Annotated in this window: 25 protein-coding genes; 13 read left to right on the top strand and 12 right to left on the bottom strand. The window is 41.9% G+C overall.

The window, feature by feature from the left end; all coding sequences use genetic code 11:
* Nucleotides 1-10 precede the first annotated feature (10 nt).
* The gene (locus K1X66_00745; GenBank protein ID MBX7156901.1) at nucleotides 11-334 is read left to right on the top strand and encodes a hypothetical protein; all 324 of its coding nucleotides are present in this window, start codon (nucleotides 11-13) and stop codon (nucleotides 332-334) included.
* 107 nt (nucleotides 335-441) lie between these two features.
* Here the strand turns inward: K1X66_00745 and K1X66_00750 are convergent, their stop codons facing one another.
* Entirely contained in the window at nucleotides 442-2037 is a 1596-nt protein-coding gene (locus tag K1X66_00750; GenBank protein MBX7156902.1) for a glycosyltransferase family 39 protein, read from the bottom strand.
* On the opposite strand from K1X66_00750, the gene K1X66_00755 reads away from it, so the two are divergent.
* Genes K1X66_00755 through K1X66_00770 form a run of 4 tightly spaced genes read left to right on the top strand, consistent with a single transcriptional unit; the run spans nucleotide 2036 to nucleotide 4898 of the window.
* Entirely contained in the window at nucleotides 2036-2869 is an 834-nt protein-coding gene (locus K1X66_00755) for a hypothetical protein (GenBank protein MBX7156903.1), read from the top strand. The two genes, K1X66_00750 and K1X66_00755, sit on opposite strands and share 2 nt — an antisense overlap.
* Before the next feature lie 17 nt (nucleotides 2870-2886).
* A complete protein-coding gene (hisH, locus tag K1X66_00760) occupies nucleotides 2887-3504 on the top strand; it encodes an imidazole glycerol phosphate synthase subunit HisH (GenBank protein MBX7156904.1) in 618 nt (205 codons plus the stop codon).
* Nucleotides 3501-4226: a 1-(5-phosphoribosyl)-5-[(5-phosphoribosylamino)methylideneamino]imidazole-4-carboxamide isomerase gene (gene hisA, locus K1X66_00765; protein MBX7156905.1), complete on the top strand. Its 726-nt coding sequence runs from the start codon at nucleotides 3501-3503 to the stop codon at nucleotides 4224-4226. The genes hisH and hisA overlap by 4 nt, the downstream gene beginning before the upstream one ends.
* Nucleotides 4227-4898, top strand: a complete 672-nt coding sequence (locus tag K1X66_00770; GenBank protein ID MBX7156906.1) for a carotenoid biosynthesis protein — start codon at nucleotides 4227-4229, stop codon at nucleotides 4896-4898. It begins immediately after the preceding gene.
* Between the two features lies 1 nt (nucleotide 4899).
* Here K1X66_00770 and tsf read toward each other — a convergent pair whose 3' ends face one another.
* The 3 genes from tsf to K1X66_00785 form a co-directional block, all read right to left on the bottom strand.
* The gene (gene tsf, locus K1X66_00775; GenBank protein MBX7156907.1) at nucleotides 4900-5520 is read right to left on the bottom strand and encodes a translation elongation factor Ts; all 621 of its coding nucleotides are present in this window, start codon (nucleotides 5518-5520) and stop codon (nucleotides 4900-4902) included.
* Between the two features lie 25 nt (nucleotides 5521-5545).
* Nucleotides 5546-6298: a 30S ribosomal protein S2 gene (gene rpsB / locus K1X66_00780; GenBank protein MBX7156908.1), complete on the bottom strand. Its 753-nt coding sequence runs from the start codon at nucleotides 6296-6298 to the stop codon at nucleotides 5546-5548.
* 161 nt (nucleotides 6299-6459) lie between these two features.
* Nucleotides 6460-6864: a MarR family transcriptional regulator gene (locus K1X66_00785; GenBank protein ID MBX7156909.1), complete on the bottom strand. Its 405-nt coding sequence runs from the start codon at nucleotides 6862-6864 to the stop codon at nucleotides 6460-6462.
* Nucleotides 6865-6969: 105 nt separating this feature from the next.
* Here K1X66_00785 and K1X66_00790 point away from each other — a divergent pair, with 105 nt between their 5' ends.
* From K1X66_00790 to K1X66_00810, 5 genes are all read left to right on the top strand, one after another.
* Nucleotides 6970-8364: an Nramp family divalent metal transporter gene (locus K1X66_00790; GenBank protein MBX7156910.1), complete on the top strand. Its 1395-nt coding sequence runs from the start codon at nucleotides 6970-6972 to the stop codon at nucleotides 8362-8364.
* A gap of 6 nt (nucleotides 8365-8370) precedes the next feature.
* Nucleotides 8371-8796 (top strand): universal stress protein, encoded by a 426-nt coding sequence (locus K1X66_00795; protein ID MBX7156911.1) that lies wholly within the window; start codon nucleotides 8371-8373, stop codon nucleotides 8794-8796.
* An 87-nt stretch (nucleotides 8797-8883) separates the two neighbouring features.
* Nucleotides 8884-9201 (top strand): DUF971 domain-containing protein, encoded by a 318-nt coding sequence (locus K1X66_00800; GenBank protein ID MBX7156912.1) that lies wholly within the window; start codon nucleotides 8884-8886, stop codon nucleotides 9199-9201.
* Entirely contained in the window at nucleotides 9188-10426 is a 1239-nt protein-coding gene (locus tag K1X66_00805; GenBank protein MBX7156913.1) for an MFS transporter, read from the top strand. Before K1X66_00800 ends, K1X66_00805 begins: the two co-directional genes overlap by 14 nt.
* 36 nt (nucleotides 10427-10462) lie before the next feature.
* Nucleotides 10463-11248, top strand: a complete 786-nt coding sequence (locus K1X66_00810; protein ID MBX7156914.1) for a M48 family metallopeptidase — start codon at nucleotides 10463-10465, stop codon at nucleotides 11246-11248.
* Here the strand turns inward: K1X66_00810 and K1X66_00815 are convergent.
* The 4 genes from K1X66_00815 to rplU form a co-directional block, all read right to left on the bottom strand.
* Entirely contained in the window at nucleotides 11236-13545 is a 2310-nt protein-coding gene (locus K1X66_00815) for a ComEC/Rec2 family competence protein (protein MBX7156915.1), read from the bottom strand. The genes K1X66_00810 and K1X66_00815 overlap by 13 nt on opposite strands.
* 29 nt (nucleotides 13546-13574) lie before the next feature.
* On the bottom strand, nucleotides 13575-14357 hold the full coding sequence (gene thiD / locus K1X66_00820) for a bifunctional hydroxymethylpyrimidine kinase/phosphomethylpyrimidine kinase (GenBank protein ID MBX7156916.1): 783 nt from the start codon (nucleotides 14355-14357) through the stop codon (nucleotides 13575-13577).
* Nucleotides 14358-14545: 188 nt separating this feature from the next.
* Nucleotides 14546-14797, bottom strand: coding sequence for a 50S ribosomal protein L27 (gene rpmA, locus K1X66_00825; protein ID MBX7156917.1), 252 nt, complete (start codon nucleotides 14795-14797; stop codon nucleotides 14546-14548).
* A gap of 11 nt (nucleotides 14798-14808) precedes the next feature.
* Nucleotides 14809-15123, bottom strand: coding sequence for a 50S ribosomal protein L21 (gene rplU / locus K1X66_00830; GenBank protein MBX7156918.1), 315 nt, complete (start codon nucleotides 15121-15123; stop codon nucleotides 14809-14811).
* A 99-nt stretch (nucleotides 15124-15222) separates the two neighbouring features.
* Between rplU and lgt the strand changes: the two genes are divergently transcribed.
* Entirely contained in the window at nucleotides 15223-16050 is an 828-nt protein-coding gene (gene lgt / locus K1X66_00835) for a prolipoprotein diacylglyceryl transferase (protein MBX7156919.1), read from the top strand.
* Here lgt and K1X66_00840 read toward each other — a convergent pair.
* From K1X66_00840 to K1X66_00850, 3 genes are all read right to left on the bottom strand, one after another.
* Nucleotides 16047-16529 carry a hypothetical protein gene (locus K1X66_00840; GenBank protein MBX7156920.1) on the bottom strand — a complete coding sequence of 161 codons (483 nt, stop codon included), beginning with the start codon at nucleotides 16527-16529 and terminating at the stop codon, nucleotides 16047-16049. The genes lgt and K1X66_00840 overlap by 4 nt on opposite strands.
* Nucleotides 16530-16548: 19 nt before the next feature.
* Complete coding sequence (locus K1X66_00845; GenBank protein ID MBX7156921.1) at nucleotides 16549-17277, bottom strand: hypothetical protein; 729 nt, start codon at nucleotides 17275-17277, stop codon at nucleotides 16549-16551.
* A 70-nt stretch (nucleotides 17278-17347) separates the two neighbouring features.
* The gene (locus K1X66_00850; GenBank protein ID MBX7156922.1) at nucleotides 17348-18508 is read right to left on the bottom strand and encodes an LptF/LptG family permease; all 1161 of its coding nucleotides are present in this window, start codon (nucleotides 18506-18508) and stop codon (nucleotides 17348-17350) included.
* A gap of 41 nt (nucleotides 18509-18549) precedes the next feature.
* Here K1X66_00850 and K1X66_00855 point away from each other — a divergent pair, with 41 nt between their 5' ends.
* Complete coding sequence (locus K1X66_00855; protein ID MBX7156923.1) at nucleotides 18550-19107, top strand: SIS domain-containing protein; 558 nt, start codon at nucleotides 18550-18552, stop codon at nucleotides 19105-19107.
* 172 nt (nucleotides 19108-19279) lie between these two features.
* Nucleotides 19280-20116 (top strand): polysaccharide deacetylase family protein, encoded by an 837-nt coding sequence (locus tag K1X66_00860; protein MBX7156924.1) that lies wholly within the window; start codon nucleotides 19280-19282, stop codon nucleotides 20114-20116.
* On the opposite strand, the gene sufT is transcribed toward K1X66_00860, so the two are convergent.
* Complete coding sequence (gene sufT, locus K1X66_00865; GenBank protein MBX7156925.1) at nucleotides 20079-20624, bottom strand: putative Fe-S cluster assembly protein SufT; 546 nt, start codon at nucleotides 20622-20624, stop codon at nucleotides 20079-20081. The two genes, K1X66_00860 and sufT, sit on opposite strands and share 38 nt — an antisense overlap.
* Nucleotides 20625-20627: the final 3 nt, after the last annotated feature.

The raw sequence follows: 20627 nt of genomic DNA on the forward strand, positions 1-20627 counted from the left end.
TAGAGATGATATGAATAAAGAAAATTCAAACTCGAACCCCCCAGCTAACATATGGCAATGTGTAACGGAAAGAGAACCATCCGAAAACGGGGAAAAACCTCTTATACCGTATGAAAATTTGTCAAAAATGTTGGATGAAATTTCACAAGGCTTAAAGATGCACAAAGTAATTGATGAACATCAAAAAAACAAAATACTAAAACAGGCCGGTCAAGTTGAATTACCCAAATCAAAAATGGAAATAATCCTAGATGCTATGGAAAAAATTGATGACAATATTTTTTCTAAAACGACACCTCCACAAAATTCTCAAGCTCCTAAAGTAACCCCATAAGGTCAGAAGTCTTAGCAAAGCACCCAAATCCTCCGATTAACTTCCTGAAGCTATTTTCACATCACAGCATGAGCCAGTCTATAACCTTTTTCATAAAAAAGACTAATCTAACGTCCTAAAAAATCTTCACAAAGAAATAATCGGAATCGCTCGATTTTTTTGCCCTTCTCTTCAATCCAAAAGGAATCTCCTAAGGGCGTCACTTTTCGAAACTCGTGACGCAACGTTTTGGGTGTCTGTTTTTTAATCGCATTTTCGTAATCTTCCTCAGGATGATTACTCGGCGGTTTATCTTGATGCTTCACCGTTGTTACAAAAATGGCATCTTGCCCCACACGATCCTGATATCCCGGCCAAAAATCAAATTGATTCTGAATTTTTTCTGGGTTATGCGCCATGTAAGCGCGCTGCGCCAATCGATCCCCTTTTCGATACCAAGTGATAACCGAAGCTAATTGATAGCGATTCGCGATGACGAAAGTAGCATAATGCTCTTGCTGCGCTTCTTCCACTTTTTGTGTGAGCTGCTTCCACCCTCGCACACGAGTTAAAGGATCAAGTTTGGGTGGAAGCGGCAAAAATTCTGTCACATGCAAAACCATCGTCATCGTAAAACCCAAACCCAACGCAGCAATTACAAAACCTTTTTCTACTGGGCTAAATTTTTCTTTTTCTAACCAAAGCGCCGTAGAGAAAATCAATGCTGTCACATAACCCGGCACTGTCCAATTGGGTTGCCCACTATCATTCAACGCAAACACGGCAAAAAACCCAAATAACGGAAGAAAATGGCAAAGCAAATAAACCCATCGAACCGATACAAAATCGGATTGATTCAGTTTTTGCCAACCTTGATTTTTTACCCGTTTTAAAGCCCAAAGAGTCGCCACCATCACACCCGCCCATATCAAAGGTGAAAACACAATTGCTTGCATCTGTAAAAATTGAAAAAATTCGCGAATAGAAATGCGAAAAGGGTGATCCAATGAACCGCGCGATTGCAAATGATCAAACGTAATCCATTGATGCTGCGAATTCCAAATCCAAAATGGCGTGGTAAACAAAAGAGATAAAATCGCGGCGGCCCACGGTTTTAACGTTTTAAGCTCGTGTCGTCCCTGGCGCGTTAACAATAAAAAAATTCCAAAACAAATGCCCTGAATCGCATTAGTGAATTTTGCCAAAAACCCAAGTCCCACCAACGAACCGGTCAGCAACCAAGCTGCCCAACTATTTTTTTCATAAGCTTGCCAACCCACCACCGCTGCAGCCGTCCAGAAAAAAACGCTCAACGGATCAATCGTCATCAAAACACTGCCCACCGCAAAAAGAGGCAAGGCACAAGAAACCACTAAAGTCCAAAATGCCGCGCGCGCGGAAAAAAGTCTCTTTGCCAAATAAAAAACCAAAAGTGAAGTGGCCGCATGCAAAATAACCGCAAGCCAACGCACACCAAAAACAGTGTCACCGGCCAAAGCCGTTCCCAAGCGAATCGTCCAAGCAACTAGTGGTCCCTTACTATAATAACTCCAATCCAAAAATTTCGACCATAACCAATAATAAGTTTCATCCGGTAAAATAGGAAAATAGGTGCAAAGCCATAAACGAAACACGGCCAACCCGCCAATGAGCAAAAAGGCGGCTCGCGTATATTTTAATTGCCAACTCGAATCAAAAGAGTTCACTTCATTGTTAGATGTCATGATTTTGAAAATTCCTTCTAGCAAATTATCATTGGAAAACACGTTAAATTGTGGCCAGGTTTTTTGTTGGCATACTGATCAGGATACTAATTGGCATGGTTGGATCGATCAAGTTCCAGTAAAAGCTTGGCTAGAAAATAATCGCATTCTTTGCGTGGAGGCAAAAGAGGGTCAACTATCAGAGGCTCAAATCAAGCATTATTTTGGTTTGGAAGATAATTTGGATTCCATTATTCGAACATTTCCTCAAGACCCGTGGATGATTCAAGCCACCGAATTTTCCTACGGGTTAAGTATTTTGCGACAACCGATTTGGGAGGGCCTCGCGAGTTTTATCTGTTCTGCTATGAAACAAATTGTGCAAATTCAACAAATCAATCGTGAACTGAGATCGAGATTTGGAACATCTATGAAATTTGGTCACCAATTCCCAACCGTTCTACAACTTGCGTCTTACAGCGAAACCAAACTGCGTGAAGCCAAACTGGGATTTCGCGCTAAACATTTAGCGCGTGCGGTGCAACAGCTCAAAGAAGGTTTAGTAAATTTAGAAAGCATTCGCGATATGGATGACGCTACGGCTCAAAAAGAATTATTAAAATTAGCTGGCGTCGGACCCAAAATTGCGAATTGCGTTTTACTTTTTTGTTATCAACGATGGAAAGCGTTTCCGATCGATGTTTGGATTTTGCGAGGTTTGAAAGAGCTTTATTTTCCTAGAAAAAGAAAGCTCACCCCGGCTTATCTCGAGGCTTTTACTCGCGATTATTTCGGGCCTTATGGTGGTATTGCTCAGCAATATCTTTTTCATTGGTTACGACACCGAAATTGATTTAATTTCTTATTCTCATGAAAAAGTGTCAAATTGGTTTAGTGGATTATGGCATGGGCAATGTGCGAAGTGTGGAAAAAGCACTGGAGCATGTGGGCGCAGAGGTGTTTCGTGCGATGGACGCTAAAATGTTGTCGCAAGCCGATAAGTTGGTCATGCCGGGTCAGGGCGCTTTTCGCGATTGCGTGGCGCACTTGCAAAAAAATGAATTATGGGAAGCTTTAATCGCATGGCTCAAGAAAGGCTCACCTTTTTTAGGCATCTGTTTAGGTCAACAAGCGTTGTTTGAAACGGCTTATGAAAATGGAAAATATCAAGGGTTCGGTTTTTTTCAAGGCACGGTGGAGCGGTTTCAAGAAAAAGGATTAAAAATTCCACAAATTGGTTGGAATAACGTCCATTTCACACGATCGAATTGTCCTTTGTTTTGCGACATCCCTGATAAGAGTTATTTTTATTTTGATCATTCTTACATCGTAAAACCGGCTCAACCGGATATTGTTGCCGGCGAAACAGAATATGGTGAAACGTTTTCGAGTATTGTATGGCGTGAAAATTGTTATGCCGTGCAATTTCACCCAGAAAAAAGTCAAGAGGTCGGCTTAAAACTTTTAGAAAATTTTGTGAAAGTATGACAATTCTTCCCGCAATTGATTTGATGAATGGCAAAGTGGTGCGCTTGCAACAAGGTCGCGCAGATGCTGTGAAGGTTTATAGCGAGGATCCCGTAGCAATCGCTCAGCAGTGGGAAAGTCAGGGTGCGCAGTGGTTGCATTTGGTGGATTTGGATGGCGCTTTTTCTGGTGAACCGAAAAATTTAAAAACAATCCAAGCAATCACCCAAGCGATTTCGATTCCTTGCGAGTTAGGAGGTGGATTACGAAAAAAGGAAGACATCCAAGCTGCTTTTGAAGTTGGTGTGATCCGAGTTGCACTCGGCTCGAAAGCGGTTGATTCACTGGAGTTTGTGCAGGAGTTAGTCGCGGAATTTGGTAGCGAAAAAATTGCTGTTGGCATTGACGCGAAAAACGGTCAAGTCGCCGTGAAAGGATGGACAGAAATCAGTTCACAAAGTGCGGAAGATTTTGCGCGAATCATTTTAAACGCAGGTGTTGGGAAAGTAATTTACACCGATATTGCTACGGACGGGATGTTGCAAGGGCCGAATTTATTGGCTATGCGAGCTATGGCGAAGATTGCTCCAGATCAATTAATCGCTTCAGGTGGCGTAAGTCGTTGTGAAGATATCGAAAATTTATCAAAAATCCCAGGTGTTGACGGTGTGATTGTGGGTAAAGCGCTTTACGATAATAAAGTCACACTGCCTGAACTTTTAAAAGCCGCGCAAACAAATTAAATGCGTCGCCTTGAGACAATCGTTTGGTGGTTTTTTCTCATTTGGGCTTCGGTAGGAATTGTAACATTGAGTTTGGGACATATTCGTTTGCCTGCCGCTTTGGCTTGGGCTGATGCATTTTTTATCGTTCTCGCAGCAATTAATGTTTTTTTTATTATTTTAAAGAGTGAAGGATTTCGAGTCACTCTCATAAGCTTTTTAATTATTATCCTAGGCTCAGCTTTAGTAGAAACTTGTGGAGCTTTGACGGGATGGCCTTTTGGTGCTTACTCTTACACTGATCATTTAGGTTGGAAAGTGGGCAATGTTCTTCCTTTTACTATTCCTTTGGCGTGGTGGGTGGTAATTGGGTTGGGTTACGCTATCGCACGTTTGTGTTTTCCAAAAATTTCGCGTGGCATAGCAGCGTTACTTTGTGGCATCTGGGCCGCTTTATTCGATATGCTTCTGGAACCCTTTGCCTGGGAAGTGAAACAATATTGGATTTGGGAAAGCGGACGCGTGCCTTGGAATAATTATTTTTCGTGGTTCGCAACTGCTTTTTTATTGTGTTGGCTATGTCCTTGGAAAACTCAACCTCGTGTTGAAGAAAAGGGGAGGCTGGCAATAGTTGCCAGCCTCATGGGGCTTACTTTTTGGGTGGGAATAGTTATTTCTATACTGAAAAAATGATCTATGTCAAGGCCTCACCCACTTGAAATCGAACAAATCGGCGAATGACAATATTTTCACCTAACTCTTGGATTTTCTTCGTGAGAAGATCTTGAATCGTCACTTCTGGATTTTTAACAAAAGCTTGCTCCATTAAACAAGCCGTAGTGTAATATTTGTCCAATTTTCCTTGCACAATTTTCTCTAAAATATCTTTCGGCTTTTTCGCATTTTTGGGATCATTCGCTAATTGAGCCAAAGTAATTTCTCTTTCTTTTTCCACAATTGCAGTTGGCACCTGATCACGCGTTACCACGAGAGGATTCGCTGCGGCGATTTGCAATGTGATATCTTTAACAAATTCTTTAAAGGTATCGTTTTTCGCCACGAAATCTGTTTCACAATTAATTTCCACTAACACGCCTACTTTGCCACCCAAGTGAATATAAGAGGCAATCACTCCATCCTTAGCTTCGCGTGAAGATTTTTTTTGAGCGGTAATCGCTCCTTTTTTACGCAAAATATCTACCGCGCCATCGAAATCGCCTTGAGATTCTTCAAGCGCCTTTTTACAATCCATCATTCCAGCATTGGTCTGATCGCGAAGTCGTTTGACAATTTCTGCAGAAATAGTTGCTGACATATTTTTAATCGTCCAATCTAAAAATTTAAGCAGAAATGGCTTCGATAGAAGCCTCTGCCTGATTTTCTTTTCCTTTATTATTACTCTTTCTACCCGACTCATTTTGACCTTTGGCAATCGCATCCGTCAATGCTTGAATCAAAATCCTAATCGAACGAATCGCATCATCGTTGCCGGCAATAGGATAATCTACGCTAGTAGGATCCGCGTTCGTATCAACAATGGCAACAATCGGAATTCCCAATCGCTTCGCTTCTGCAATCGCATTTTGTTCGCGCACCGTGTCAATAATAACCACAGCGCCCGGAGGCTTTTCCATGTTACGAATTCCCAATAAATTCCGAAGCAACTTGCTCAACTCGCGTCGCAATACAGATGCTTCTTGTTTGGGATATTTTTCAATTTCTCCCGATTTATTAAGATTTTCAATAAATTCCAAACGTTTCACACTTTTGCGAATCGTTTGCAAATTGGTTAAGGTGCCGCCCAACCAGCGATCGGCCACATAAGGACAACTAATTTGTCCAGCAAACTCTTTAATCGTTTCTTGAGCCGGTTTTTTGCAGCCCACAAATAAAACTTGTTCTCCCCGACGCGCTACTTTTTCTAAAAATTCACACGCCTCTTGCAACTGACGATGCGTTTCCTCTAAATTGATCAAATAAATCCCGTGACGCTCTTCAAAAATATACGGTTTCATCCTAGGATTCCACCGTTGCGTGCGATGCCCAAAATGCACCCCTGCTTCAAATAATTCTTTAATTTCTGCTACTGCCATATTTTTTCTGTTTATGATCCAGCAACTGCCGGACTTCCATTTCTATGGAATAAATTTTAATTACGATGTCCTGTTTCCAGAACGTTTATTTATTCTGCGCAAGCTAGAGAGATGAATAAAGAATGGCAAGTGAGAAATATTTATTTGAGAAAATGGTTGAACTATTTGGGTCGACTCTTTTTTTGCAAGCGCGCAATAAACTTTTTTAATTTAATCACGGTCTCATGACTCAAATGATGTTCAATCCCTTCGATATCTTTCTGTGCTATTTTGCTTGTGATACCAAGAATTTTAAAAAAATCTGTTAACACAGCATGCCTTTCCCGAATGGCCTCCGCTCGCGCTACTCCCTCTTTTGTCAAAGTAAAGCCACGGTAACGCTGATTATTAACCCATCCCTGACGAGCTAGGCGTTGGATCATGCTCGAGACACTTGCCTTGCCCAAGCCCAACTCCTCTGCCAAGTCCGAAACACGCGCAAAACCTTGTCGCTCGATAAGTTCCTGAATTCGCTCCAAATAATCCTCGGCATTCTCGGAAAGCGTATTATGAGAAAATTTTGGCATGCGAGCATCCTGCCTTTTCCTTCGCGCAAGTCAAACTCAACATAAAAAGTTTGTATATGCAAACTTTTTATTGACATTCATACTTTGGCCAAGTAATTTAACAAAATGGCTACTGATCCTAAAACTTCTCAACCTCCTTCCGAGGGTTGGCGACGCGCTGCCAGCAGCGTTTCCCTTCCGGAAGTGCATCGCACCATTCCCGTTTCTCAACATCGCTCTTTTTTCAAAAAAATGGCTTCTTATGCCGGACCAGGATTTTTAGTGGCGGTAGGCTATATGGATCCGGGTAATTGGGCTACGGACCTCGCGGGCGGCGCCAAGTTTGGTTACAGTTTGCTCTGCGTTATTATGCTATCGAATTTAATGGCTATTTTATTGCAACATCTTTGCATTAAACTCGGAGTGGTAACCGGTCGGGATCTCGCACAAGCCTGTCGCGATCATTATCATAAACCCACGGTTTGGTTCCTTTGGATTCTTTGCGAATTAGCCATTGCCGCTTGCGATTTAGCGGAAGTCGTGGGTTCAGCCATTGGATTACAACTTCTTTTCGGCATTCCTTTGGTTTGGGGGTGTGTCATCACTTGCCTGGACGTTTTGGCCGTTTTGTATCTTCAAAATAAAGGATTTCGTTATGTAGAAGCTTTAGTTGTCGTTTTAATCGCCACTGTCGGCTCTTGTTTTGCAGCAGAACTATTTTTTGCCAAACCCAGTTTGACAGGGGTCGTAATGGGTTTTGTTCCTAGCGCCGAGATTCTCAAAGACCAAGAAATGCTTTATGTTAGCATTGGTATTCTTGGAGCAACTGTCATGCCGCACAATCTATATCTCCACTCTTCCATCGTGCAAACGCGCAATTTCGAAAGAACCGAAGCAGGAAAACGAGAGGCCATTAAATTTGCTACCATTGATTCCACCGCTGCATTGATGTTTGCTCTTTTTATTAATGCTTCGATTTTAATTGTCTCGGCAGCAGCCTTTCACTGGTCCGGTCACAATGAAGTTGCTGAAATTCAGGATGCTTATCAGTTGCTCAGTCCGATTCTAGGTGTGGGTATTGCAAGTACTTTATTTGCTGTTGCGCTACTCGCTTCTGGCCAAAATTCGACTCTTACTGGGACTTTAGCTGGACAAATTGTCATGGAAGGATTTCTTAATTTTCGACTTCCTCCCCCAATTCGCAGACTACTCACTCGCGCCATTGCGATTGTGCCCGCGGTGCTTGTGATCAGTTATTTTGGCGAATCCAAAACCACAGAACTTCTGATTGCCAGCCAAGTGGTATTAAGCATGCAATTGGGTTTCGCGGTTTGGCCTCTAATGCGATTTACTGGTGAAAAAAGTAAAATGGGAATTTTTGTGAATCCCCTTTGGATTAAAATTTTAGGTTGGACCACCACGCTTGTTATTATCACGCTAAATCTCAAATTACTTTTTGATATTTTCACTCCAGAATCGGTAAAAACTTTGCTATACGATGGATTAAAATCTTTATTTTAAAATAAAATGTATCACAAAATTCTTATTCCCTTAGAAAACAGCCCCGCGGATCAAACGATCTTGGATCATATCCAACCCTTAGCAAAAATGACCGGCGCAAAACTGTTATTGATACACGTTGCCAATGGATGGGTGGCAAGAAATTTTCAGCAACTCAATCTTGCAGAAAGCGAAGAAATGAAAATGGACCGCGCCTATTTAAAAGGTCGTGCACGCGAACTATCCGAGGCGGGATTTGAGGTCGAACAAGTTCTCGCAATGGGCGAACCTTCTGATGAGATCATCAAACTTTCACGCGAAAAACAAGTAGATCTGATTGCCATGTCAACGCATGGTCACCGATTTATTAGTGATCTTCTCTACGGCAGCACGGCTGATAAAGTGCGTCATCTCGTCGACATTCCAGTTCTTTTATTAAAAGCACAAAATTAATTGATATCTATCATAACTCTCCGTCTTGTCTTTTATATAAATTCTGTTTAACACCATTTCAGTAGCGTCATGAAGCCGCTCTGATTTATGATTCCATTTCCCAATCAACTTCAACTCATTGGTAGCGAATTCGCCATTGCATGGTCTGACAGTAAAGAATCTTATTTTAATCTGGAAACATTACGGCGAGCTTGTCCTTGCGCCACGTGTTCAGGAGAACCGGATGTTACAGGAAAAATCGTTAAACCTCGCGTGACTTATACGGATCAAAGTTTTATTTGCAAAGGTTACCAAGTCGTGGGAGGCTATGCCCTGCAACCCTTTTGGGGCGATGGCCACCAAACAGGACTTTATTCCTGGAAATATCTTCGCGCTTTAGATCCGCAACTACATGACTCAAACTAAATCACAACCTGTCGCTAAGCGAGAAATTGTCGGCTGGGCTTTTTTTGATTTTGCCAACTCTTCTTTCACCACGATTATGGTGACCACGATTTTCCCAATTTACTTTACTTCTGTTCTTAGCGCAGAAAGAACTGATGGCAGTCGGCTTTGGGGAATCGCAGGTGGACTCTCTAACTTAATTGTTGTCATTATTTCGCCTTTTCTAGGAGCACTCGCCGATTCGTTGGGTGCCAAAAAGAAATTTTTATTTGCCACTTATTTAGGTTGCGTAATAGCTACCGGAGCCATCGGATTGCTTTCAACTGGCAGTGCTTATCTCGCTATTTCACTTTTCATTTTTGCCAATATTTGTTTTTCGTTAGGCGAAAATTTTTGCGCAGGTTTTTTGCCGGAAATTTCCACCCCAGAAACTGCGGGACGCATTTCAGCTTATGGCTGGTCTCTAGGATATTTCGGTGGGCTGTTGAGTTTATTATTAGCTTATTTCCTACCCGCTCAAGGTGCGATCTTAGCAACGGCAGGATTTTTTTTACTGAGCGGCACACCTACTTTTCTTTTTTTAAAGGAAAGAAAATTGCCCACACCACTGCCTTTTACTAATCCTTTGCAACTAGCTTTCGGTCCCATTCTCAACACGTTTTATCATCTTAAACATTTTCGCACTTTAGCTTTATTTTTTGTCAGCTTTTTCTTTTTCAATGCGGGCGTGATCACGGTCATTTATTTTTCTAGCCTATTTGCTTCAATCGAGTTGCATATGACTCCAGCAAGTCTCACCACGCTTTTCCTTCTTTTACAAATTAGCGCAGCAGGAGGTGCGATTGGATTTGGTTTTGCTCAAGACAAAATAGGCTCCCGACTCGCTCTGTCTCTTTCTTTAGTTTTATGGATCGGTGTGGTTTTGGGCTGCTATTTTACTCGCAGCATTATAACTTTTTACGTTCTTGCTGCCTTAGCCGGTTTAGCATTAGGCGCTACGCAAAGTTGCGCTCGAGCCATGGTTAGCATCTTAACGCCTCCAGAAAAAGCGGGTGAATTTTTTGGATTTTGGGGATTATTCGGAAAACTTTCTGCAGTGGTTGCTTTACCACTTTTTGGTGAGATTGCGCAACGATTCGGTGCTCGCGCTGCCCTGTTAATTACTTTAGGATGCTTCGCTATCGGGCTCATTTTGCTTGCTTGCATAAAATCTATCGCACCTCAATCTGTTACAACAAAAAGTTAGATTGCGAATTCATCACTTTCGCTTTAAACTTATTTTATGAAAATACTTCATTCCTACTCTTTTCTTTTTATTTTCATCTTCACTACCACACTTCTTAAAGCCGTTGATCTATCCACACCCAAAACTGGTTTTGTAATCGTGCCTGTAGAAACCGAAGCGAAAATGGGCAAGGAAGCTTTTGATGAAGTCAAAAGCAAATCAAAAATCAGCAAGGATAAAAATAAAATAGCATTAGCCAAACAAGTTGTGAATCGCTTACTCCCTCATATCAAAACCCCTTTTAAAGATTGGGAGGTTGTTGTTTTCGAAGATGAAGAACCTAACGCATTTGCATTGCCAGGCGGAAAAATTGGTGTCAATACGGGCATCTTTCCCATCACACAAACGGAAGCGGGTCTGGCAACAGTTTTAAGCCATGAAATCGCGCATGTAACTTTGCGCCATGGGGCCAAACGAATGACACAAGAAGTCGGCGTAGGTATCGTTGGCAAAGGTTTGGATGTTCTTACTAAAAATCAATCTGGGTTGACTCGCAAAGGTGTTATGACCGGTTACGGATTAGGCGCTACTTATGGCGCAGTTTTGCCATTTAGTCGCAACCATGAAATGGAAGCAGACCGCATTGGTCTTATCACTATGGCTAAAGCGGGTTATCCCATGAAAGAAGCGCTATTTTTTTGGCAGCGCATGGCTGAAGCCACAAAAGGAAAATCGCCACCAGAATTTCTTTCCACTCACCCGGCGGATGAAAGACGCATTAAAACTATCGAAGAATTAATCCCTGAAATTCGCAAAGCAAAAAAATCGGGTCAATTAGAATAAAGAAAACTCTCCATCAAAAATGAAGTTTTTGTGGGAGTAATCGTAACAGCTCCCGTTTTTTCTAAATTCCAAATTTTAATTTTTCGATCTTCCAAACGCTTTCGTTGTTCAGAAGACAAATGAAAATTCCAATAACCTCCGCCGTGAAACAAAAGATGTTTGGGTTTAACCTGATCCAGAAAAGTTTCAGACAAATTTTCCTCTTTTGAATGTCGACCTTGAATCAAGATATCTGCTCGTAAATCGCACCCTCGTTTCAATAACTCTCTTTCTACCGAGTCTCCAATATCACCAGCTAATAAAAGGGAGCACGTCGGAAAGACCAACTTAGCCACCAATGCCTTGTCCTGAGCTGCACTCGATTCATTATCGGCAAAAGGATAAAGAATTTGCCACTTGTAATCTTTTTCTCGAACCAAAAAAGGAGCACAAATTTTTTGAAATTTTGAGTCAGGAATCAAGCGGTCGATTTTTTTTAATGTCGAAGAACGATTTTCAAGATCAGCTTTTAAAAAAGTTTTTACTTTCCAATGCGGCCATAATGGCAAAACGCCACCAATATGATTTTCAACTCCTTGCGATAGCCAAACACGATCCAAAGCATTAATACCACATTTTTTTAAAAAAGGACTGACCACATATGCAAACGATTTTTTTCCACCCACATCCCACAATTCTGTCCGAGTCGAGGTTTGTAATACACATGCCTGACCATCATCCACGCTCAACACCGTAAAACGAACGGGCGCCTTATTCCAAATCATGCCCAAAGAAGACACGTAATAAGCTCCTCCCGGAACTTGCGCTGCCCAAGTCACCGTCAACAAAAGTAGCTTTGCCACCAGCCAATTTGCATTATTGCATAACACAGCCAATGCGGGCGATAACCAAAACACGGCCACCGATAATGTCGCAATAAAAACAATGGCCACAGCAAATAGCACTACGACCATATTCACGAAAAAACTAACAGGCGTCCACAAATGAAAATAATAAGCCGTGAGCGGCATGGTTCCGAGAAAAGCAGCAAGCGAAACCGTAACCGTTCCCCATAAAAAAAGTCTTAACGATTCTCGCCATTCATACCACCAAGGCCATAATTGACGCGGAAGAAAAGGGTCCGGCTCGCCCCATTTTTTAAGTCGGTTAAAAATTCGTGGTGTAATCAAAATCAGCGCTAACACCACAGCAAAAGAAAGTTGAAATCCAACATCCGCAAGCTGCAGCGGATTCCACAATAAAATAACAAATGCTGCGCTACACATCAATTGCAACAAAGAAATCGGTCGATCCAATGCCCAGGCGATTAATAAAAAAGAGGCCATAATCACTGCCCGAATTGCAGAAGGTTGAGACCCTGTAGCAATCGCATAAATAAAAAGACAAGGAATCAATGCCCATCCCCAACGCCAACGTAAAAGACCTGCAAACTGTAACCCAATCAAACCAATCCCTGCTAAAATTCCTACATTTTGACCACTCACTGCAAAAAGATGCAAAGTGCCAGTGCGACGAAATTTTTCATTTAACTTTTCATCAAATCCCGTTCGATCGCCATACAACATTCCTGCTAAAATGGAAGCGATCAAAGGATCATTCTCCAAACCAACCCTCAAAGCATTGTGCATGTAATAACGAAATTTTTGTCCTCCTTGTTGCAACCAAGCAGTCGCGGAAGAATCGAGGTGATGAATCGCTCCAGGATAACTCACAAATGTGCGATAAATATTTTTATATTGCAACGATTTGGCCTGATCAAACTGACCCGGATTTTGCGCGCGAAAAGGCGCTTGCAAATAACCCGAAGTTTCCACCTTGTCCCCAACATATAAAACTTGATTGGTTTTTCCTTGAAGCAATCGCGCCCATACCAAACCCGAAGTTTGTCGCGTCTCCTTGCGATCAGGCGCCACAAAATAAATCTCTTCCACTGCCAGAACGCATTGGACAAAAGAACTTTCTCGCGATTCCAGCGGCATCGTAACAACGTGCCCCTTTAAAACAACTTCCTGAGTGTCCATCGTGGTAATGCGATGAATAGCTTGAGCATCAAACGTATGACGATGCAAATGAGTCAATGCCGAACCACTAGAAAAAATAAAAAGGTAAAAAAAGATAAATTGAAATAAATCATTTTTAGTAAAACTCCCCAAACTCAATAGCCATCCCAACAGAAAAACAGCAACTGTTATCAAACTTATCCACCAATAATGCGAAGCAGTCACGAGCCCCAAAGTAATACCGCTCGCAAAAATAAAAGAGACCAACACCAACGGCTGTCGAGGCTGGTTATTCATTTTTTTATTGTTTCATCTTCGTAAAAAAATTAAGGCAAATGATTTAACACCTCAAAACGACCTAGTTTTTTTCGACGCATAATCGCTCGTGTCACAAATTGCTTACCCGCACGCACCGCTGCTTCTAAAGGAAAACCTTTAGCCAACGAAGCCGTAATCGCTGCGGAAAAGGTGCATCCTGTTCCATGCGTGTGAACTTTTTTTTCATAAGGCACACGGAAAATTTTTATCCCTTTTACTGTTGCTAAAATATCAACGGCCTCTTTCAATTTTAAATGACCTCCTTTTAACAAAACCGCACGTTTCCATCGTCTTTGCAAAAGAAAGGCGGCTTCTTGCATCGCCTCCCAATCCTTGATTGGTTCATTTAAAAAAAGCGAGGCTTCATCCAAATTAGGAGTCACTAATGTTGCTAAAGGAATTAATTTTTCCTCTAAAGTTCGAATTGCAGTTTGCTTTAACAAACACGCGCCACTCGTTGCGACCATAACTGGATCAATCACAAGTTGGATTTTTTTTTGACGTTTACAACAATCGACCACAGTTTTAATAAGTGCCTCGGAATAAAGCATGCCTGTTTTTATCGCTTGCACAGGAAAAACTTCAAAAATAAGGTCGATTTGATCTCGTAAAATGGAAGAACGAACTGCTTGAATCGATTTCACGCGCGCCGGATTCTCCGCCACGACACATGTTACTGCACATGTGCCATAAACTCCCAAAGTTGTAAACGTTTTTAAATCCGCTTCAATACCCGCTCCCCCCGAATTATCCGAGCCTGCAATGGTCATGGCAATCGGCAATGCTTGCATACTTTAAGCATCATGCGATGGGTTTTTTAAAAATGCAACGCCTTGTTCCTCGGAAATAAACTTTAGTTGAGACAACGTCTTTTTAGATTAAATTAGATAAGAAAACTAATCCTTTAGAAATTTTTGTTAGGATTAATAAAGCCAATAATGCTACCCGCTTACATCAAAACCTTAAAAAGCGCGGCTCTTTAAGCCTGTTGGGCGACAACAGAAATACGACGATTCGCGCGATCAAAAGCCACGACACCTTCTTGCAAGGCGAACAAAGTATAATCGCGACCCATGCCGACATTTTTTCCAGCATGGAATCGTGTACCGCGTTGGCGCATAAGAATGTTGCCTGCTTTGACTCGCTGACCGCCAAATTTTTTCACTCCCAGTCGCTTGCTATGACTGTCTCTTCCGTTCTTAACACTTCCCTGACCTTTTTTATGTGCCATAACTATCTCCCTTACGCTTGAATTGAAGTAATTTTTACTCGGGTCAACTGCTGCCGATGACCCACTGTGCGATGATAACCTTTGCGACGCTTAAATTTATAAGCAACCACTTTGGGCGCTTTCATTTGGCCTACAATTTCCCCAGCCACTTTTACGCTTTTGAGCAAAGGTTTCCCAACTTGAACTCCCGAATCATCCGCATAAAGTAGCACCTCAGGAAATTCAGTTTTACTGCCCAAATCCTGATTCAGTTTTTCAATTTCAATCATGTCACCTTGAGCAACTTTATATTGTTTGCCGCCAGTGCGAATTACTGCAAATCCCATAAAACTCTGCCTTTTCTATAATTTTCTTCTATTTTTCTTCTATTATTTTTTGACGAAAGCTTGATAAAATGCCTTCAACTGGGCTAGAAGGCAAGTAGAATGTTAGCTTATTATTATCATAACCTCAGTCCGTTTCTGATAAAATTTTCTCCGAACTTCGGAATTCGCTGGTATGGATTGGCTTATATTGCTGGATTTTTGATCGGCTATTTTCTTTGCCAACATTGGCGCAAACAAGGTTGGCTGCCCTTATCCGCTCAAGAAATTGAAGCTCTCATGACGCAAGTGATCATCTTGGGCACTTTAATTGGAGGTAGACTAGGTTACTGTTTACTTTACGATTGGCCAACAACGGTCACAAAACCTTGGAGCATTTTACAAGTTTGGAAAGGCGGCATGTCGAGCCACGGCGGCATAGTCGGTCTTTTAATAGCTAGCGCAATCTTTGCTAAGCGCCATCAAACTTCTATCTGGCGATTATGGGATGCCTTAGCGCTCGCCGCGCCGCCCGGCATTTTTTTAGGGCGCCTCGCTAATTTTATGAATGGCGAACTCTGGGGTAGAGCAGCGAATGTGCCTTGGGCAGTCATCTTTCCCGATAGCCCCACTCCTTTGCAACCGCGTCATCCCTCTCAACTTTATGAAGCGGTTTTAGAAGGCATAATTTTAGGATTCATTTTGTGGGCCGTAAAAAGAAAAACTAAAACTCCCGGCTTTATTTTTGCAACTTTGCTCATCACTTACCCTTTATTACGAATCGTTGGAGAGCAATTTCGCGAGCCTGATGCACAAATTGGTTTTTGGTTTGGATTTTTAACTCAAGGTCAACTGCTTTCACTACTCATGCTAATGAGTGGCCTTGCAGTCTCGTGGAAACTATGGAAAAATCCGCCTCTGCCCATTTTCAAACCTAGAAAAAAACATTAACTCGATTCGGTTTTTTCCTGTAACAATGCAGGCGAAGCCGCGCGATTACCCAAATAAAACCCTGCACGCCCAGAATAAGGCAGCAAAAGCGCTAGTAATGCTTCTTTCCAAGTGCCATCCACAAAATAAGGATCGTGAATAAATTGACCTTGCGTATCAAACTCGGCCCATAACCAAGTATAACCCTCATCTCCAGCAAAACCTCCCGTTTGAGCAACCACGACACAAACCGATTTCTGGGGCATCTGTTCAATCTGACAAACCAATTCCCCTCCCTCGCGAATCGACCAACGCATGTCCCAATATCGCTTCCCCTCTTGCTCCCAATGCGCGCCATGTTTCTGCACCATCACTGCTAACGTGCAGGAAAACACTTGCCAATCGGTTTTACTCCAAAGCGGTGGCGCTAAAATTTCTTTGATCCGTTTAAAACGCAATCGCCATTCGGACAAAATGCGAAGTAATTCAAGATTGGCCATGGCCTAACAACATCACAAACTAATAACGATTTTCCAAACGTCGTACTCGTTGCCGTAATTCGTAAATCTCATCATCCCGCTTTTGGAGCGCGCCATTGCGAATTTTCTTTTCATTAGCCAAATCGGCTTGCCACCCAGTCTTTTGCGTTTCTAACTGTTTCTGCAAATTCATAATGGTTTCATTCGCTTGTTGACTTTGCTGCTCTAAAGCACTTTGTGTTTGAGAAAGATTCGCTTGCAACGTTTCAATCTGACCATTTAGATCGCGCCGAATTTGCTCCGCAGTCGCTTTTTGCGTGCGTAATTCGCCAAAAATAACATAAGCGCCATAACCCGCTAAAGCGCCAAACAATAAGACAACACCTAAAACACCATAAGTAATCAATCCCAATGCAGAACTTACTTTTTTCTGTTCGCGAACTTGGCGTTGAACATTTTTTCGATAATCAATTACAGGATTTTCGGTAGGCATAGTTTTATGGGTTTCAGAACTTTCACTGGAACTTGGTTTTTTATAAATAGAAGGTTGGTAAGAAGCCGAGGTATTGGAATCCTCTGAAGAAGAAGTCGATGAACTCGCTTTCTCTGAAGGACGTCCTGAGGTCGCTCGCATAAAATCGCGTAATGAATCCATATTAGAGCCATTACCTCCATTGGATGAACTTTTTGTCTTCTCCCCCTTTCCACTTTCAGAAGATTGAGGCATGGAAAACAATTCTGGATCTGAGGAATCAGGCGTTTTGCTCACACTTATTTTTTAGCGATAAAATGGAATAATGGCAAATAGGAACTTCACCAATTCGCGATTCTTTATGACATCACGATTTTTTCAAAAATTGAATCAAGCTCGGCAACTCCACTCGCGTCGTTTTCCAGTAAAACAGCGCTATACTGCTTAATAAAAATAAAACAGCCGGCAAATAGCCTGCGATCCCAGGAGGAATCCTTCCTCCCTTACCAAGAGCAATAAAAAAATGGATAACAATCAAAAAAGCAAAATAGATAACTACGGTTTTGCTAAAACCAGCAAGAAGATTGCGCTTGGAACTGGTCAAAGCAAATGTCAGAGCCATCAAAATAATTGCCAAACAGGTTACCCCTATCGCTCGACGATAATAAAGTAAAGTTTGATAAGGAGCGAGCCGTTTGACTGTCGAATGAATATTCTGCGCTACATACACCTCAAGTTCCGGAACACTTAACGCTTCGGGATTTTTCATTAAACTTGTCACCTCCAAAAAAGTTTCTTCTAAGCGAGGGTCTTGAAAGTTACTCAATAACTCGCTCTGGCTCACATTCCCTTTTCCATCATAAACAATACGCAAAACCTGATGCATTCTCCACTGCTCTCCATCCCAATTCATTGTATCAATATAATACTTCCAAACATCTTTTCCTTCAGGCGTCACCTGTAAAATTTCCACTTGTTGCAATCGCGCTTTATTGACTTCTGCTTTTTCAATAAACCAAATCCGGTTCGATTTAGGATTGCGATAGACTACCGAACTTTGAAAAACGCCAACCTCTTCACTTTTCTTTCGCGATTTTTTTGCCAAATCCCGGCTCACTTCCAAATCCTCTAAAATTGCCTCCCTTTTTTTCAGCGCTTCTGGAGCCGCCTTCCAATGCAAGAAACCTAAAAATAGAGACGTCAACAAACCCAATACAATAAAAGGCAAACCGATTTGCCATAAACTTAGCCCGCTGGATTGCATCGCGACAAATTCGTTGCGGCGTGATAAATTAATCAGACAAAACAACGAAGCCAATAACACAGCCAAAGGCAAGCCTACTGCCAACATACTCGGCAACTGAACCCAGTAAAACTTCACCACCAAAGAAAAAGGCGCTTTTGCTTCAATAAAATCTGAGCCATTATCGAAAATATCAAAAACTACCCATAAAAAAATAAAACCTAAAAGACAGGTAAAAAAAGGCGCCAATATTTGGGCCGATAAATAACGAAATAAAATTCTCATGACAGATAAAACAAATTAAACTAAAAAAGAGCTTTCTTATGATAACCGTAACCGAACAATGGCAAGAAGCGCAAGAAGTTTTAAAACGAACACACACTTTATTACCCTCATTGGAGGCTGTTTGTGCACTCACTATTGAAACCTTAAAACAAGGAAAAACACTTTTCAGTTGCGGCAATGGTGGCAGCGCTGCGGATGCCTTGCATTTTGCTGAAGAATTTACTGGTCGTTATCGAAGCAATCGAAAACCCTTGCCAGCGATCAGTCTTGTCGCTGACACAACTGCTTTGACCTGTATCGCGAACGATTTTGGTTATACCGATATCTTTAGCCGCCCTTTAGAGGCGCTCGCAAAACCGGGTGACTTGCTCTTTGCTTTTTCCACGAGTGGCAACTCTCCAAACATTCTTAAAGCTATAGAAATCGCAAAAAAACAAAATGTAAAATCCATCTTATTATCCGGTCAAAATGGAGGCAAAGCACGCGATCTTTGTGAACACCCATTACTTGTTCCAAGCTCCAACACCGCGCGAATTCAAGAAATTCATGGGCTTTTCATTCACATGATCTTAGAGGCAGTCGAACAAGCGTTTTCTTAATTTTCTTCTTATTGTGAAAAGTCGTTTTCTTCAAAATCTCATTTTTATAGGTGTGTGCTTAAGTAGCTCAGCCTCCCTTTATTCTACATCCTTACTTTTTCCCCCACCCTTTTTTCCGAATAACGCACTCGACTTACTTCAACCCGCGCCCAACACCAATACATATTCACTTATGGTTCGAGAAATAATCGAACTCACCAATAATAATATACCATCAATTACCATTACGACGACTCCTGCTCTTAGCACGAACGCCACAGTGGTTGTGCTCGGCTATCATCAGTTCGACAGCCCCGTTCGCACTCCTTATTCCATTAATACGACAAATTTTTTTCAGCAAATGCAATTCTTGAAAGACAACGCTTGGACACCCATTTCGCTCGATGAATTAATCAATTTTTTAAAAGGAAAAATTCCGCTACCTGAAAAATCTGTTCTTATTACTATCGACGATGGTTATCGTTCGGTTTATCTACACGCTTACCCAATTCTAAAACAATTTAAATATCCTTGGGTCTTCTTTTGCTATACCGATTTTGTTAATTTCGGCCCTCAATCTGTCACCTGGGAACAACTCAAAGAAATGCAACACAACGGATGCACCGTTCAAAGCCACACCAAATCGCATCCCAAACTTACCCATCGCAATGGCAAATCCGAAGAACAATACGAAGCGTGGCTTAAACAAGAATTGGCATATTCCAAATTTTTATTAGAAAAAAAACTAGGAACTCCTGTGTATGCGCTGGCTTATAGCTACGGCGATTGGGACGCTCACGTTCAACAACGCGCCCTACAATACGGTTATGAAGCGCTCTTCACCGTCTACGGCACCATCACTAAACAGAGCACACCTTTAAATCGCATTGGTCGCATTATTATTACCAAAGAAAATGAATCCCTATTTTCTCATTATTTGCGCAGCCCTACTGTCAAAGTCTTAATGACCAACACTCCGCCTGCGACAAATACTATACCATCCCCAACTTCATCCGACCCGCTTCACTAATCATTCCAGGATTCCAAGGTGGATCCCAAACCAATTGCACATCCGCTTCCACTACACCAGGAACTAACAAAACTTTTTCACGCGCATCTGCTGCAATCGTTGGTCCCATTCCACAACCCGGCGCCGTTAAAGTCATTTTCACTTCCACCCGATGACCTTTCTCTTCCTTCTTAACTTCCATGCTATAAACTAATCCCAAATCCACAATGTTCACCGGAATTTCCGGATCGTAAACCGTCTTCAACTGCTCCCATACCTTCTCCTCATTCACTTCACCCGAGGTTGACTGATTTTCTGCTTCACTTGTCTCTTCTGTAACAACTCCCAAAGCATCTTGATCCTTGCTAGGAATGCGTGCCAAACCTCGAGAATAAGAAACCGTATAAGTTCCACCCAACGCCTGCGTCACAAAAACGGGTGTTCCTTTTTCCAAAAGCACTTTCTCTCCACTCGGAATTTGAATCACTTCACAATCCCGTTTTAAAACGATTTCTTGATTTTTGATCATAAA

This window comes from Verrucomicrobiia bacterium (assembly GCA_019694135.1).
In the GTDB taxonomy this organism is placed as follows: domain Bacteria; phylum Verrucomicrobiota; class Verrucomicrobiia; order JADLBR01; family JAIBCM01; genus JAIBCM01.

Bases quoted from the DNA above. Each gene is read 5' to 3' on its own strand.
- K1X66_00745 (MBX7156901.1), top strand. From the start codon at position 11: ATGAATAAAGAAAATTCAAACTCGAACCCCCCAGCTAACATATGGCAA.
- K1X66_00755 (MBX7156903.1), top strand. From the start codon at position 2,036: ATGATTTTGAAAATTCCTTCTAGCAAATTATCATTGGAAAACACGTTA.
- K1X66_00750 (MBX7156902.1), bottom strand. From the start codon at position 2,037: ATGACATCTAACAATGAAGTGAACTCTTTTGATTCGAGTTGGCAATTA.
- hisH (MBX7156904.1), top strand. From the start codon at position 2,887: ATGAAAAAGTGTCAAATTGGTTTAGTGGATTATGGCATGGGCAATGTG.
- hisA (MBX7156905.1), top strand. From the start codon at position 3,501: ATGACAATTCTTCCCGCAATTGATTTGATGAATGGCAAAGTGGTGCGC.
- K1X66_00770 (MBX7156906.1), top strand. From the start codon at position 4,227: ATGCGTCGCCTTGAGACAATCGTTTGGTGGTTTTTTCTCATTTGGGCT.
- tsf (MBX7156907.1), bottom strand. From the start codon at position 5,520: ATGTCAGCAACTATTTCTGCAGAAATTGTCAAACGACTTCGCGATCAG.
- rpsB (MBX7156908.1), bottom strand. From the start codon at position 6,298: ATGGCAGTAGCAGAAATTAAAGAATTATTTGAAGCAGGGGTGCATTTT.
- K1X66_00785 (MBX7156909.1), bottom strand. From the start codon at position 6,864: ATGCCAAAATTTTCTCATAATACGCTTTCCGAGAATGCCGAGGATTAT.
- K1X66_00790 (MBX7156910.1), top strand. From the start codon at position 6,970: ATGGCTACTGATCCTAAAACTTCTCAACCTCCTTCCGAGGGTTGGCGA.
- K1X66_00795 (MBX7156911.1), top strand. From the start codon at position 8,371: ATGTATCACAAAATTCTTATTCCCTTAGAAAACAGCCCCGCGGATCAA.
- K1X66_00800 (MBX7156912.1), top strand. From the start codon at position 8,884: ATGATTCCATTTCCCAATCAACTTCAACTCATTGGTAGCGAATTCGCC.
- K1X66_00805 (MBX7156913.1), top strand. From the start codon at position 9,188: ATGACTCAAACTAAATCACAACCTGTCGCTAAGCGAGAAATTGTCGGC.
- K1X66_00810 (MBX7156914.1), top strand. From the start codon at position 10,463: ATGAAAATACTTCATTCCTACTCTTTTCTTTTTATTTTCATCTTCACT.
- K1X66_00815 (MBX7156915.1), bottom strand. From the start codon at position 13,545: ATGAATAACCAGCCTCGACAGCCGTTGGTGTTGGTCTCTTTTATTTTT.
- thiD (MBX7156916.1), bottom strand. From the start codon at position 14,357: ATGCAAGCATTGCCGATTGCCATGACCATTGCAGGCTCGGATAATTCG.
- rpmA (MBX7156917.1), bottom strand. From the start codon at position 14,797: ATGGCACATAAAAAAGGTCAGGGAAGTGTTAAGAACGGAAGAGACAGT.
- rplU (MBX7156918.1), bottom strand. From the start codon at position 15,123: ATGGGATTTGCAGTAATTCGCACTGGCGGCAAACAATATAAAGTTGCT.
- lgt (MBX7156919.1), top strand. From the start codon at position 15,223: ATGTTAGCTTATTATTATCATAACCTCAGTCCGTTTCTGATAAAATTT.
- K1X66_00840 (MBX7156920.1), bottom strand. From the start codon at position 16,529: ATGGCCAATCTTGAATTACTTCGCATTTTGTCCGAATGGCGATTGCGT.
- K1X66_00850 (MBX7156922.1), bottom strand. From the start codon at position 18,508: ATGAGAATTTTATTTCGTTATTTATCGGCCCAAATATTGGCGCCTTTT.
- K1X66_00860 (MBX7156924.1), top strand. From the start codon at position 19,280: ATGGTTCGAGAAATAATCGAACTCACCAATAATAATATACCATCAATT.
- sufT (MBX7156925.1), bottom strand. From the start codon at position 20,624: ATGATCAAAAATCAAGAAATCGTTTTAAAACGGGATTGTGAAGTGATT.